The sequence below is a fragment of the Gordonia crocea genome (assembly GCF_009932435.1).
Classification (GTDB): Bacteria; Actinomycetota; Actinomycetes; order Mycobacteriales; family Mycobacteriaceae; genus Gordonia; species Gordonia crocea.
This window is the reverse complement of record NZ_BJOU01000001.1, coordinates 940,419-953,291: the sequence shown is the minus strand read 5'-3', so window position 1 is coordinate 953,291 and position 12,873 is coordinate 940,419. Positions and strand designations below refer to the sequence as shown.

Below are 12,873 nucleotides of genomic sequence, written 5' to 3'. Positions count from 1 at the left end.
ATCTGACCATGGCACGCGCCCTTACGCAGCTCGAGCTTCTGCGAGAACTCGCCCCGGTCGCCGAAGACAACGTCAACCGGCACCTCAAGCATGCGCGGAACTGGAACCCGCACGACTACATCCCCTGGGACGAGGGCGAGAACTACGCCGCCCTCGGCGGCCGGGATTACGACCCCGAGCAGTCGCAGCTCGACGAGGTCGCCAAGGCCGCCATGATCACCAACCTGCTCACCGAGGACAACCTGCCGTCCTACCACCGCGTGATCGCCGACAACTTCTCGATGGACTCCGCCTGGGGCCACTGGGTGGGCCGGTGGACTGCCGAGGAGAACCGCCACGGCATCGTGATGCGCGACTACCTCGTCGTGACCCGCGGCGTCGACCCGGTCGCCCTCGAAGAGGCCCGGATGATCCACATGACCAACGGGTATGACCCGGTGCTGGTCGCCGCCGACCGCATGGAGGACCTGGTCAACGAGTACGGCGACCTCGACGAGGTCGGCCTGCTGCACTCGGTCGCCTACGTGACCTTCCAGGAGCTGGCCACCCGCGTCAGCCACCGCAACACCGGCAAGGCCTGTAACGACCCGATCGCCGACCGCATGCTCCAGCGCATCGCCGCCGACGAGAACCTGCACATGGTCTTCTACCGCAACATCTGTGGCGCCGGCATGGATCTCGCGCCGGACCAGACCCTGCGCGCCGTCACCGACATCGTCACCAACTTCCAGATGCCGGGTTCGGGTATGCCGAACTTCCGCCGTCACGGCGTGCTGATGGCCAAGCACGGCATCTACGACCTGCGCCAGCACTACGAAGAGGTCGTCATGCCGGTCCTGCGCAAGTGGGACGTCTTCAACCGCACCGACTTCACCCCGGAGGGCGAGAAGACCCGCGACGAGCTCGCCGCCTTCCTGGAGCAGCTGGACAAGGACGCCACGCGCTTCGAGGAGATGCGTGACCGCGCCCTGGCCCGCGAGGCCGCCAAGCGCGAGAAGCAGGCATCCTGACCGCCAGCTCTTCCACCAGAACCGACCTGCGGATCGGCCCGTTTCGGGTCGATCCGCCGGTGGTTTTGGCCCCGATGGCGGGGGTCACCAACCGCGCCTACCGGCGTCTGTGCCGCGAATTCGGCAGCCGCGACGCCATCTACGTGTGCGAGATGATCACCGCCCGCGCGATCGTCGAGCGCAACGAGAAGACGCTGCACATGATGAGCTTCGACGACGATGAGTCGCCGCGCTCGATGCAGCTCTACGGCGTCGACCCGGTCAACCTGGGCGAGGCGGTGCGGATCGTCGCCGGCGAGGGCTGGGCCGACCACATCGATCTGAACCTGGGCTGCCCGGTCCCCAAGGTCACCAAGCTCGGCGGCGGCGCCGCACTCCCCTACAAACGGGGACTGCTGGCGCGGATCGTCGAGGCCATGGTCGGCGCCGCCCAGCCCTACGGCGTGCCCGTCACCCTCAAGTTCCGCAAGGGGATCGACGACGACCACCTCACCTTCCTCGACACCGGCCGGATCGCCGAGGACGGCGGGGTGGCCGCCATCGCACTGCACGCCCGCACGGCGGCGCAACGCTATTCCGGGCAGGCCGATTGGAACGCGATCGCCGAGCTCAAGGAGGCCGTGACCTCGATCCCGGTCCTGGGCAACGGCGACATCTTCAGCGCCGACGACGCCGTGGCGATGATGGCCCAGACCGGCTGCGACGGCGTCGTCGTCGGGCGCGGCTGCCTGGGGCGGCCATGGCTGTTCGCCGAGCTCTCCGCGGCTTTGCGCGGCGAGCCGCTCCCCACCCCGCCGAACCTGGGCGAGGTGGGCGCGATCATGCACCGCCACGCGGTGCTGCTGGCCGAGCACCACGGCGAGGAACGGGGCCTGCGGGACCTGCGCAAACACATGGCCTGGTACCTGATGGGCTTTCCCGTCGGCGGCGATCTGCGCCGGTCTTTCGCCGCCGTCTCGACGGTTGCCGAACTCGACGGCCTCATCGCCCAGCTCGACCCCGTCGTGCCCTTCCCCGCCGACGCGGGCGGACCGCGCGGTCGCCAGGGTTCGCCGGGCAAGGTGTCGCTTCCCTACGGCTGGCTCGACGACCCGGAGGACACCACCGTGCCCCGGGGCGCCGACGTGATGCACTCCGGCGGATAACGGACTCGATCGCGTAACGCACTGGTGACACGGTGCTTTGGTTTGCGTCACAGTCCGAACGCGACACGGGAAGCTCTCAGGTGCCCTGAGTAGGATGGGAACCCGTTATGCGCCGTGCACCAGCCCCACCCGGGATGCGCGCGCCCAGCAGACCGTGAAGGAAAGCCGTTGAGCCAGCACTCGGACGACGGAAGGACCGGTGCGGCCCAATCGGCCGGACACGATCCCAACGTCTTGCGCGAACCCGCAGCGCGGGATCGGATTGTCCGTGGACGCTCCCGGCTGACCGTTCGCGAGTTGATGGAGCAGCTGGACGCCACGCCGCGCCAGGCCCAACCCTACGTCGACCCCAACCCCACCAACCAGTGGCTCGACCAGAGCAAACCGGTGTACCGCACCCTCGACGACGGCGGACCGATCTCCGAGGACGTGACCCAGCGGATCCCGCTGGTCCGCCGTCGCACCGACGTCCCGGTCGACCTGTCGGCCACCGCCACCAACCGGCGGGTCCGCACCGAATCCCGGCACCAGGCGCTGCAGAAGACCCCCGATCCCGTCGACCTCGTCGTCAAGAAGGGGCGCAGCCGGCGCGAGCTGATGGCCCGCGACGCCCGGGTCGCCGGCCGCGTCGCCGCCACCGCCGCCTGCATCGTGGCCCTGGTGGGTACCGGTACCGCGTGGGCGATGAACGGCTCGGTCAACAACTCGTGGCGCAACGTCAAGGCCATCGACACCAACGACGCGAACATCAAGGGCAAGACCGCCCAGTACGGCGACGAGAACTACCTCATCGTCGGGACCGACACCCGCGCCGGGAAGAACTCGAAGTTCGGCGCCGGTGACGCCACACTGACCGAGGGCGCGCGGTCGGACACCATCATCCTGATCAACATCCCCGCCAACCGCAGCCGCGTCGTGGCGGTGTCCTTCCCCCGCGACCTCGCGGTGAGCCACCCCGAGTGCGAGGGGTTCAACAACGACACCGGTGAATACACCGGCGAATACGTCGACGCGGCCGACAACGTGAAACTCAACTCGGTTTACGCGATCGGCGGGCCGAAATGCCTGGTCAAGACGATCACCAAGATCAGCGGGCTCAACATCAACCACTTCATCGGCATGGACTTCGTCGCCTTCCGCAAGATCGTGGACACCGTGGGCGGCGTCTACGTCTGCTCGACCACGCCTCTCTACGACTATGAGATCGGCACGGTCCTGCCCAAGGCCGGGCGCCAAAAGCTCAATGGGCGTAAGGCACTCAAGTACGTGCGCGCCCGCATGATCTCCACCGAGGGCAACGGCGACTACGGCCGCATCAAACGACAGCAGCTGTTCATGTCGTCGCTGCTGCGGTCCACGCTGTCGGGCAACGTGTTGTCCAACCCCGGCAAGCTCAACCGTGTCGCACGCACCTTTACCCGCAACAGCTATGTCGACAACGTCGACACCCAATCGCTGCTGGACCTCGCCGATTCGATGCGCGGCATCGACGCCGGCCGGGTCACCTTCATCACGATCCCGACGTCGGGAACCAGTGAAGACGGCCAGAACAACGAGTTGCCGCGCGACGACGACATCCAGGCCCTGTTCACCGCGATCATCGACGACGAGCCGCTCCCCGGCGAGAAGCCCAAGCCGAAGCCGAAGAAGACCGCCGACGCCACCAGTAACGCGGCCGCCCCGGAGGCGGCCACCCCGTCGCGGGTCAGCGCGCTGGCGATGACCCCGTCCAATGTCGGCGTGCGCATCCTCAACGGCACGAGCACCGCCGGGCTGGCCGGCCACGCCAGCGAGCAGCTGACGCCCGAGGGCTTCGAGGTCCGCGGTATCGCCGACTCCAGCCAGAAGGTCGACGCCACCGTGGTCCGCTACGGCCCCGGGCAGCGGGACTCGGCCGCGACGGTGGCGCGCATGTTCCCCGGCGCCAAGATCCAGCTGGACCGAACGGTGAAATCCGGCGTGGAACTGATCCTGGGATCGGACTACACGATGTCGACGTCGCTGAAGTCCTACGCCACCCCCGGCACCAAGATCTCTGCGGAGCAGCTCCCGCCGCGCAAGGTCGAGGCCAACCTGCCCAGCGACCTCACGGTGACCAACGCGGGCGACGCCACCTGCGAATAGGGCTCTGACGACCTCGAATCCCCCCATCACCAGTAGGGTGGGAATCATGCGAAGAAAGCCCAAGACCAGCGCCTACCAGGAACAGGTGGAAGCGCTCAACGGCATTCTGGGTGAAATGTGCGATCTGGCAGGCGTCGCGATGGATCTCGCAACGCAGGCGCTGCTGCACGCGAACCTGCCCGTCGCCGAGCAGGTGATCACCGATCACGACCGGATGTTGGAGATGTCGGCCAAGGCCGAGAAGCAGGCCTTCGCCCTCCTCTCCCAGCAGGCTCCCAAGCCCGCCGATTTGCGCGCCACGGTGACCGGATTCCAGATCGTCGCCGACGTCGACCGGATGGGCGCCCTCGCCCTGCACGTCGCCAAAACCGCCCGGCGCCGGCATCCGAACAAGACCCTCCCCGAGGAGGTCGACGGCTATTTTGCCGAGATGGGCCGCCTCGCGGTGAAACTCGCACACGCCGCGCGCGAGGTCCTCGAATCCCAAGACCCCCAGGACGCCCTCCAACTTGAGGAGGACGACGACGCGATGGACGATCTGCACCGTCACCTCTTCTCGGTCCTGATGGACCGCGAGTGGAAGCACGGAGTGGAATCCGCCGTCGACGTGACCCTGCTGGGCCGCTATTACGAGCGGTTCGCCGACCACGCGGTGCTCATCGGCCGCCGCGTGGTCTTCCAGACCACGGGGATGACGCCACAGCAGCTGATTGAAACGACCTAGCCGCGGTCAGCGCCCATAGGCGACATCGGCCCGGTAACGCTCGAATCCCAGAGTCGAGTAGGTGTGCAGGGCGGCGGTGTTGTCCCCCTCCACGTAAAGGTTGACCGTCGGCACTCGGTCGGCCAGGTAGTACAGGCCGGCCAGCGTGACCAACTGCCCGAGGCCGCGGCCCTGCGCCGACGGGTCGACGCCCACGATGTACACCTCGCCGAGGTCCGGGCCGTGGATCTTGGTCCAGTGAAAGCCCAGCAACGTCGCCTCGGCCGTCCCCGCCTCCCAGGCCAGGAACAGCCCCGCCGGGTCGAACCAGTCGGCCGATAGCCGGGCCGCGAGCTGTTCGAGCGTCCACCCGCCCTGCTCGGGATGCCAATCGAATGCGGCGTTGTTGACCCGCAGGATCTCCGCGTCGTCGTCGTGGTCGCGATAGGTCCGCAAGGTGATGTCGGCGCGCACCGGCATCACCGGCAGCGGATGGTCGGGCCCGAGCGGGCGGCGCAGTTGCAGCAACTCGCGGCGCGCCACCAGTCCGGACCGTGCCGCGACGGCGCGCGCCGCGGGTAGATCGCCGTGGGCCCACAAACGGGTGTCCGGGCCGCCCGCCGCCACCGCGCGGCCGACCAGTTCGGCGCCGATGCCGCGTCCCCGGGCCGATGGCGCGACGACCACCTCGGCCGACGCGGGCTGGTCGTCGCGACCGGGAAGCACCGAGGCGTAGCCGACCGGAATCTGCTCGTGCGTCGCAATAATGTGGGTCACCGCGGGGGTGGCGCGCTCCAGGGCGGCTACCGGCGCCTCCCCCAGCGCCTCCACCCCGTCGACGGCCAGCGCATCGTCGAGCAGGGCGAGGACGGCCCGCCGCTCGTCGGCGGACAGCATCGGCGGTTGCGAATACTCGGTCACCTTCGACCTCCGGTCGCGACCGCGGCTCGGGTCACACGGTCTGTGGGTCGAGTATGTCATCGGCCGCGGCACCGCCGTCGACCTCGTCGTCGGAATCGCGCCCCCGGTTGGGGCGGACCGCCTTGTACCCGACGTTGCGCACCGTTCCGATGAGCGCTTCGTGGTCGGGCCCGAGCTTGGCGCGCAGGCGCCGCACGTGCACGTCGACGGTCCGGGTGCCGCCGAAGTAGTCGTAGCCCCACACCTCGTGGAGCAACTGGGCGCGGGTGAAGACCCGGCCCACATGGGCGACAAGGTATTTGAGGAGTTCGAACTCCTTGTACGTCAGGTCCATCGGCTTGCCGCGCAGCCGGGCCGTATAGGTCTCCTCGTCGATCGTGACCTCGCCGAGGGTCAGCGTCGTGCCGCCCTCGTCTTGGCGCGGGGCGACTCGGCGCGCGGTCAGCATGCGCAGCCGGGCGTCGAGTTCGGCCGGCCCGATACCGGCGAGGAGGAACTCGTCGAGGTTCCACTCACCGTTGACGGCGATTAGCCCGCCTTCGGTCAGCACGGCCACCACGGGGACCGACGCGGTGCTGGCCAACAGCCGGCAGAGGTTGCGCGCGGCGGCGAGATCGGTGCGCGCGTCGACGAGTACGGCGTCGGCGGACTCGGTGGTCAACAGTGCCGAGACATCGGCGGGGGCGTCCCGGACGGTATGCGCCAACAGGGATAGGGAGGGCAGGACCGAGCCAGGGTCAGGGTGAGAGGTCAGGAGCAACAGGTCCATCGCGCACTCCGCATCTGGGGTCTGGTCGCGAGGCCTTGCTCGGCTGCGACGGCGGTCAGGGCGTCGGAATAAGACGCCAGCACTGACAACGTCGGCAGCGGTAACAAGTGTAAGAATAACGCTGATGACACCCCCAGTTCACATCGCGGACTCGCGACGCCGACTCCGACGCGTCGCGATTGCCTCATTTGCGCTGTTCATTGCGGCAATCGCGGCCTTGGTGACTGTCGACACCCTGCGTGGCGCCCGCAGCGAACAGGGGCTGGCCAGGGCGCTGCTCGCCTCCCCGCGAATCGCCTACGAGCCCGAGGTGACCCTCGCCGGGTTCCCCTTCTCGCGCTCGGCCGCGCGCGGCGATTTCCCCGGGTTGGTGATCACCGCCCGCGGCGTGGCCATCGACGCCCCACCCGCGCTGCACGGCGTCCCGCAGACCTGTGCCACCACGCCGTGCCACGCCGAACTCGGGGTGCGGGCCTCGTCGGTGCGCACCGACTCGGGCCGCGGGTGGCACGGCAACACCCCCATCGCGCTGACCGGCGTCGAGGCGTACGCGAAACTCGACTCGGTGAACCTGGGCCGCATGCTCGACATCACCGACCTGACCATCAACACCCCCGCGCCACCCGACCGGGCCGGCGGCGGCGGCCCCGGCGACGGCCTGCTGGAGCGGACGTCGGGGGTTTTGCTCACCGGGACCGTATCGCTGCCGCCGCGGTACCCGAGTCCGCGCACCGACGGCCGTTTCCCACCGTCTGCCCACGGGTTCGTCGGGACTCGCGCCAAGGTCAGCGTCACCGTCGACCTGTCGGTCGTCGACGGTGAGCTGGTCATCGTCGCCACCGGGTTCTATCCCGGACCAGAGGAGCACGCCGACGACGACGTGCCCGCCGACCTGCAGCGCGCCGTCCTCGACCGGTTCAGTGCGCGGGTGCCCTTTCCCCGACTGCCGTGGGGAGTGCGGCCGACCAAGGCGAACAGCGCCGGTAGCGACATCCTGGTGAGCGGGAAGGTCGGATCGATGACGGTCGCGCCGGACCGGTTCTGACGATCGCCGCACACTGTTGTATGGTCGTTGGCATGCAATCAGGCCGAGAGCTCATGCTCACTCGCCGCTACGCGATCGACTTCTGTCGTTTCGCGGCCTGTTGCTGTCGCTAGACGGTGGTCGCCTCGCGCCTCCACCTGACGATGGCGGCAGCGGATTCTTCTGAGACTTCTCGTTCCCCACACCCGTGACCGGGTTGATCGGCACGGCCGTCATCACCTCGCGGAACCCCGGTTCCACACCCCCCCCCGATTGTTTGTCCACCTGTGAAAGGGAAAACCATGGCACGCACCGACGTCCTGGTCAGCGCCGACTGGGCTGAGCAGAACCTCAACACCGACAAGGTCGTCTTCGTCGAGGTCGACGAGGACACCTCCGCTTACGACGGCGGGCACATCCCCGGCGCCATCAAGCTCGACTGGAAGGAAGACCTGCAGGACGGCGTCCGTCGCGACTTCGTCGACGCAGACCGCTTCTCCGCACTCCTGTCCGAGCGCGGCATCGCCAACGACGACACCGTCGTGCTTTACGGCGGCAACAACAACTGGTTCGCCGCCTACGCGTACTGGTACTTCAAGCTCTACGGCCATCAGGACGTGAAGCTCATCGACGGCGGCCGCAAGAAGTGGGAGCTCGACGGCCGCCCGCTGAACGCGGATGCAGTGACCCGCCCGGCCACGCAGTACCAGGCCAAGGCCGCAGACAACTCGATCCGCGCCTTCCGCGACGAGGTAATCGCGGCCATCGGGACCAAGAACCTCGTCGATGTCCGCAGCCCAGACGAGTTCAGTGGCAAGATCCTGGCGCCGGCCCACCTCCCGCAGGAGCAGGCCCAGCAGCGCGGCCACGTCCCCGGCGCGATCAACATCCCGTGGTCGACCACCGCCAACGAGGATGGCACCTTCAAGACCGATGAAGAGCTCGCCACCCTCTACGACGAGAAGGGCTTCGACGACAGCCGCGAGACCATCGCCTACTGCCGCATCGGCGAGCGCTCGAGCCACACCTGGTTCGTCCTCACTGAGCTGCTCGGCAAGAAGAACGTCAAGAACTACGACGGCAGCTGGGTCGAGTACGGATCACTCGTCGGCGCGCCGGTCGAGCTCGGAGAGGGCAAGTAGCCATGTGTGCAGCACCCAAGCAGGGCCAGCAGTTGCCGGCCGGGGTCGACGTGGAGAAGGAGACCGTCCTGACCGGGCAGGTCACCGACGCCGGCGGCACCCCGGTTCCGGGCGCCTTCGTGCGTCTGCTCGACTCGACCGGTGAGTTCACCGCCGAGGTCGTGACCAGCGGAACCGGCGACTTCCGCTTCTTCGCTGCGCCTGGCACGTGGACGATCCGCGCGCTCAGCTCCGTCGGCAACGGCGATGTCATCGTCACGCCGGAGGGCCCGGGCGTTCACTCGAACACCATCACGGTCGCCAAGTAACGCGCAGCGCAGGTCCAACGCAACGGGACAGGGTCCACCACGTTTTCGTGGTGGACCCTGTCCCTTGTTGTTGGATCTGTCGGTGTCCGATCAGCTGACCATCTTCAGCCCGACCACGCACCCGACGATCCCGAGGATCAACAGGATTCGCACCGCCGAGGCGGGCTCGCTGCCGGTGACCATCGCGTAGGCCACCGTGAGCGCCGCACCGATCGCCACCCATACCGCGTAACTGGTTCCGGTGGGCAGCGTGCGCATCGCATAGGCGAGCCCGCCCATGGACGCGATGAGCGCGACGACGAACAGGATCGTCGGTCCCACTCGGTGCAACCCCTCCGAGCGCCCCAGGGCGGACGCCCACACGGCTTCGAAGACTCCGGAAACGATCAAGACCAGCCAGGCCATCGCACACCTCGTCAACGCCGTCTTGTCGCTGGCCGGGTACGGCGCCCCTCGTCCGGTGTCGATTACCGACCGTTCAACCCTACCTCTCGCCGACTGGGCCCCGTTTCCCGCCGACTGGGCCCCGTTTCCCGCCGAGTGGGCCCCGTTTCCCGCCGAGTGGGCCCCGTTTCCCGCCGACTGGGCCCATGGCGCCGGTACGCTGCGCCACCATGAGCGTTCTCGTCGAGCACGACGGCCCCGTCACGACGATCAGCCTGGCGCGCCCCGAGGTGCGCAACGCCGTCGACGGTCCCACCGCAACCGCCCTGGCCGACGCTCTGCGAGGCTTTGAGGCCGACGACGACGCCGCGGTCGCCGTGCTGACCGGAACCGGCGGCACCTTCTGCGCGGGAGCCGACCTCACCGCCGTCGCCGAGGGAGGGTCACGGGCGAACCAACTCTCCGACGACGGCGACGCACCGATGGGCCCGAGTCGGATGCACCTGTCCAAACCCCTGATCGCGGCGATTGAGGGCTACGCCCTCGCGGGCGGCCTCGAACTCGCCCTCCTCGCCGACCTGCGGGTGATGGCCGACGACGGGGTCCTCGGAGTCTTCTGCCGCCGGTTCGGCGTCCCGCTGATCGACGGAGGCACGGTGCGACTCCCGCGCATCGTCGGGCACGGCCGCGCACTCGACCTCATTCTCACCGGTCGTCCCGTCTACGCCGACGAGGCGCTGAGCATGGGACTGGTCAACCGCGTCGTCCGCACCGGCACCGCACTCGCGCAAGCGCACGCACTCGCCCACGAGCTCGCCGCCTTCCCCCAGACCTGTCTGCGCGCCGATCGCGCCAGCGCATACGGGCAGTGGGACCTCGAGGTCGACGCCGCGATGCGCGCCGAGTTCCGCGGCGGCATGGAGGTCGTCGCCAGCGGGGAGACCGTCGACGGGGCCAAGCGATTCCACGACGGCAGCGGCCGACACGGGACGTTCTGACTTCAGCGCAGCGCGGGAAACGCTCGAGCCACCAGCTCGCGGGTGTCGGCTGTCGCGTCCACGGAACCGTGCACGCCGGCAAAGGCAATGCCCTCCAACACGGCGAGCAACCGCCGCGAATCACCGTCGGGATCGGGTGACCCGCGGCCAGCCATCAGGTCGCGAGCGGCGTCGGCCGAGAAGAGACATCCGACGAGGAGTTGGCGCGTTGGACCCGAGACGGTCGGGTCGAGGAGCAGCGCCTGCCGCGCCAACACCTCGCGACGGCGGTTCCCGACCAGATCGGCCAGGTAGTCGGTGATCACGTCGAGGACGCCGTCGACTCCGGTGGACACACGGGCGAACTCCTCTCGGGACCGCTCCACCAACCGAGCCGCCGCGGCGCCGACCAGCGCTTCCCGGGTCCTGAAATAGTACGACGACGACCCCTTGGGGAGCCCGAGTTCACGATCGACGCCGTGGTGGGTGACGGCGTGGTTGCCGCCGGCGGCGGCGAGACCGATCGCGGCGTCGGCGATGAGTGAACGACGATCCTGACGAGGCACAACTCACAGTGTATCCACAAGCTCTATAATTGTAGAGTCAGGTCATGCGCAGCCTCCGCCGCCGTCAACGGCCCACCGTCACCGCCGACGCGCTGATCGCCGTCGTGGAACGCTCCGGATTCTCGCCCGACCCTGCCCAGCGCGCGGCCTGCGCCGCGCTCGCCGAGGACCGCAACACCTACCTCGTCGGCCCCGCCGGGCGCGGCAAGACGGCGCTGCTCGACGCCTATGTCGCCTCACTCCCAGCGGGCACCGCCGTCCGCGCCCATTGGCACGAGTTCATCCGCGACCTCCATGTACTGATCGGCGCCCATGGTGGACTCGACCCCGCGCTCGAGGCATTCCTCGGGTCGGCCGCCGTCCTCTGCTTCGACGAGCTCCACGTCGACGACCCGGCCGACGGCATCTTCCTGCGCGAGCTGATCGAGCGGGTCGGCACCCGTGGTATCCGCCTCGTGGTCACCTCGAACGACACCCCCGACGCGTTGATGCCGAATCCGCTGTTTCACGAAACCTTCCTTCCCACAATCGAATTCATCAAACACACCTGCAGCGTCGTCGAACTGGACTCCGGGATCGACTACCGCTCGCTGAGCACACATCGGATCGGCTTCGACACCGGCCGTTGGCTCTGCCCGCCGCCCGGGCCGCCTCACCGGCCTACCCGCACCGTCACCGTCGGCAGTCGCTCGCTGCCGGCCTGGGCGGCCGACGACAACCATCTCGGCGTCGGTTTCGACGACATCTGCGGCCGGCCGCTCGGCGCCACCGACTATCTCGCCCTCGCCCGCTCCCACCGCACCTGGACCATCAGCGACGTGCCCGACCTCACCGAGGCCGACCGAGAGGCCGCCCAGCGCTTCGTCCACCTCGTCGACGTCCTCTACGACCAGGCGGTTCCGACGACCATCACCAGCACCGTCCCCCGCGAGCGGTTCGCCCGCGCCGGACGGTTGCCGACCGGCGCCGCGCGGATGCGCAGCCGACTGTCAACACTGCGCTGAGTGACTCCGGTCGCCTTCTCCGCACCCACACCTTCGGCACCATCGTCACCGGCTAGACTCGACTCCGTGGAACATTTCTTTACCGCGCTGCTGGTCCTGTGCTCGATCCTGATCACCTGGTTCGGCATCTACGCGATCTACCGCCTGATCAACGACGAGTCGTGACCCGGTCGGGTAACGAGGCGATCGACGCCGCCGCTGCGATCGCCGACACCACCCGCTCACGCAATCTGCCGACGTGGGGCGATCTTCCGCTGCCTGCTGACACGGCCAACCTGCGCGAGGGCGCCGACCTCAATTCCGGTCTCCTCGCGCTCCTTCCGATGGTCGGCGTGTGGCGCGGCGAGGGTGTCGGTCATGGTCTCGGCGACGACGGGGCCGACCTGAGTTTCGCCGAGCAGATCATCGTCAGCCACGACGGCCAGAACTTCCTCAATTGGCAAACCCGGTCGTGGACGATCAACGCCCGCGGCGAGTTCATCGCCCCGTTGTTCCGCGAAAGCGGATTCTGGCGCATCAGCGAGGACGACTCGATCGAACTCCTCGTCGCACATGCGGAAGGCTCGATCGAACTCTTCTACGGGAAGCCGCTCTCGCAGACCGCGTGGGAAGTCGCCACCGATGCACTCGTGAGTTCGGCGACCGCGCCCAAGCTCCACGGCGCCAAGCGCCTCTACGGAATCGCCGAGGACGGCGCTTTCGCCTACGTGGAAGAACGACTCGTCGACGGGGAGCTCTCCCCTCGACTGTCTGCCAAGCTCGACCGCTACGCCGGCTAGGGCCCACTCGACGGAAT

At 68.4% G+C, this 12,873-nt stretch carries 14 protein-coding genes and 1 riboswitch; of the genes, 10 read left to right on the top strand and 4 right to left on the bottom strand.

The features are described from left to right. Window positions 1–8: 8 nt before the first annotated feature. The 4 genes from nbrcactino_RS04555 (at window position 9) to phoU (ending at window position 5,003) form a co-directional block, all read left to right on the top strand. On the top strand, window positions 9–1,010 hold the full coding sequence (locus tag nbrcactino_RS04555; RefSeq protein ID WP_161926289.1) for an acyl-ACP desaturase: 1,002 nt from the start codon (window positions 9–11) through the stop codon (window positions 1,008–1,010). Continuing rightward, window positions 1,007–2,155, top strand: coding sequence for a tRNA dihydrouridine synthase DusB (gene dusB, locus nbrcactino_RS04550; RefSeq protein ID WP_161927587.1), 1,149 nt, complete (start codon window positions 1,007–1,009; stop codon window positions 2,153–2,155). Before nbrcactino_RS04555 ends, dusB begins: the two co-directional genes overlap by 4 nt. Before the next feature lie 168 nt (window positions 2,156–2,323). Next, window positions 2,324–4,279 (top strand): LCP family protein, encoded by a 1,956-nt coding sequence (locus nbrcactino_RS04545; protein ID WP_228460672.1) that lies wholly within the window; start codon window positions 2,324–2,326, stop codon window positions 4,277–4,279. A 46-nt stretch (window positions 4,280–4,325) separates the two neighbouring features. Then, complete coding sequence (gene phoU, locus nbrcactino_RS04540; RefSeq protein ID WP_161926287.1) at window positions 4,326–5,003, top strand: phosphate signaling complex protein PhoU; 678 nt, start codon at window positions 4,326–4,328, stop codon at window positions 5,001–5,003. A gap of 6 nt (window positions 5,004–5,009) precedes the next feature. Here the strand turns inward: phoU and mshD are convergent, their stop codons facing one another. Together mshD and nbrcactino_RS04530 are read right to left on the bottom strand one after the other, a co-directional pair. Beyond that, a complete protein-coding gene (gene mshD, locus nbrcactino_RS04535; protein ID WP_161927586.1) occupies window positions 5,010–5,879 on the bottom strand; it encodes a mycothiol synthase in 870 nt (289 codons plus the stop codon). 55 nt (window positions 5,880–5,934) lie between these two features. Continuing rightward, complete coding sequence (locus tag nbrcactino_RS04530; protein ID WP_161926286.1) at window positions 5,935–6,672, bottom strand: response regulator transcription factor; 738 nt, start codon at window positions 6,670–6,672, stop codon at window positions 5,935–5,937. 124 nt (window positions 6,673–6,796) lie between these two features. On the opposite strand from nbrcactino_RS04530, the gene nbrcactino_RS04525 reads away from it, so the two are divergent. The 3 genes from nbrcactino_RS04525 to nbrcactino_RS04515 all read left to right on the top strand — a co-directional run bounded on the left by nbrcactino_RS04525 (window position 6,797) and on the right by nbrcactino_RS04515 (window position 9,146). Continuing rightward, window positions 6,797–7,717, top strand: a complete 921-nt coding sequence (locus tag nbrcactino_RS04525) for an LmeA family phospholipid-binding protein (RefSeq protein WP_161926285.1) — start codon at window positions 6,797–6,799, stop codon at window positions 7,715–7,717. A 281-nt stretch (window positions 7,718–7,998) separates the two neighbouring features. Further along, window positions 7,999–8,838 carry a sulfurtransferase gene (locus nbrcactino_RS04520; RefSeq protein ID WP_161926284.1) on the top strand — a complete coding sequence of 280 codons (840 nt, stop codon included), beginning with the start codon at window positions 7,999–8,001 and terminating at the stop codon, window positions 8,836–8,838. A gap of 2 nt (window positions 8,839–8,840) precedes the next feature. After that, complete coding sequence (locus nbrcactino_RS04515) at window positions 8,841–9,146, top strand: DUF1416 domain-containing protein (RefSeq protein WP_161926283.1); 306 nt, start codon at window positions 8,841–8,843, stop codon at window positions 9,144–9,146. Window positions 9,147–9,236: 90 nt separating this feature from the next. On the opposite strand, the gene nbrcactino_RS04510 is transcribed toward nbrcactino_RS04515, so the two are convergent. Continuing rightward, window positions 9,237–9,551, bottom strand: coding sequence for a DMT family transporter (locus tag nbrcactino_RS04510; RefSeq protein WP_161926282.1), 315 nt, complete (start codon window positions 9,549–9,551; stop codon window positions 9,237–9,239). Between the two features lie 11 nt (window positions 9,552–9,562). Beyond that, window positions 9,563–9,626, bottom strand: a riboswitch (guanidine-III (ykkC-III) riboswitch). 134 nt (window positions 9,627–9,760) lie between these two features. Between nbrcactino_RS04510 and nbrcactino_RS04505 the strand changes: the two genes are divergently transcribed. Next, complete coding sequence (locus tag nbrcactino_RS04505; RefSeq protein WP_161926281.1) at window positions 9,761–10,528, top strand: crotonase/enoyl-CoA hydratase family protein; 768 nt, start codon at window positions 9,761–9,763, stop codon at window positions 10,526–10,528. A gap of 2 nt (window positions 10,529–10,530) precedes the next feature. Here the strand turns inward: nbrcactino_RS04505 and nbrcactino_RS04500 are convergent, their stop codons facing one another. After that, a complete protein-coding gene (locus tag nbrcactino_RS04500; RefSeq protein ID WP_161926280.1) occupies window positions 10,531–11,073 on the bottom strand; it encodes a TetR/AcrR family transcriptional regulator in 543 nt (180 codons plus the stop codon). Between the two features lie 44 nt (window positions 11,074–11,117). On the opposite strand from nbrcactino_RS04500, the gene zapE reads away from it, so the two are divergent. Both zapE and nbrcactino_RS04490 read left to right on the top strand, forming a co-directional pair. Beyond that, entirely contained in the window at window positions 11,118–12,077 is a 960-nt protein-coding gene (gene zapE / locus nbrcactino_RS04495; protein ID WP_161926279.1) for a cell division protein ZapE, read from the top strand. A 161-nt stretch (window positions 12,078–12,238) separates the two neighbouring features. Then, complete coding sequence (locus tag nbrcactino_RS04490) at window positions 12,239–12,856, top strand: heme-binding beta-barrel domain-containing protein (protein WP_161926278.1); 618 nt, start codon at window positions 12,239–12,241, stop codon at window positions 12,854–12,856. The last annotated feature ends 17 nt before the right edge of the window (window positions 12,857–12,873 follow it).

Excerpts from the sequence above, each read along its gene's own strand:
- nbrcactino_RS04515 (WP_161926283.1), top strand. The coding sequence starts at position 8,841 with ATGTGTGCAGCACCCAAGCAGGGCCAGCAGTTGCCGGCCGGGGTCGAC.
- nbrcactino_RS04510 (WP_161926282.1), bottom strand. The coding sequence starts at position 9,551 with ATGGCCTGGCTGGTCTTGATCGTTTCCGGAGTCTTCGAAGCCGTGTGG.
- phoU (WP_161926287.1), top strand. The coding sequence starts at position 4,326 with ATGCGAAGAAAGCCCAAGACCAGCGCCTACCAGGAACAGGTGGAAGCG.
- nbrcactino_RS04520 (WP_161926284.1), top strand. The coding sequence starts at position 7,999 with ATGGCACGCACCGACGTCCTGGTCAGCGCCGACTGGGCTGAGCAGAAC.
- nbrcactino_RS04555 (WP_161926289.1), top strand. The coding sequence starts at position 9 with ATGGCACGCGCCCTTACGCAGCTCGAGCTTCTGCGAGAACTCGCCCCG.
- mshD (WP_161927586.1), bottom strand. The coding sequence starts at position 5,879 with ATGCTGTCCGCCGACGAGCGGCGGGCCGTCCTCGCCCTGCTCGACGAT.
- zapE (WP_161926279.1), top strand. The coding sequence starts at position 11,118 with ATGCGCAGCCTCCGCCGCCGTCAACGGCCCACCGTCACCGCCGACGCG.
- nbrcactino_RS04530 (WP_161926286.1), bottom strand. The coding sequence starts at position 6,672 with ATGGACCTGTTGCTCCTGACCTCTCACCCTGACCCTGGCTCGGTCCTG.
- nbrcactino_RS04505 (WP_161926281.1), top strand. The coding sequence starts at position 9,761 with ATGAGCGTTCTCGTCGAGCACGACGGCCCCGTCACGACGATCAGCCTG.
- nbrcactino_RS04525 (WP_161926285.1), top strand. The coding sequence starts at position 6,797 with ATGACACCCCCAGTTCACATCGCGGACTCGCGACGCCGACTCCGACGC.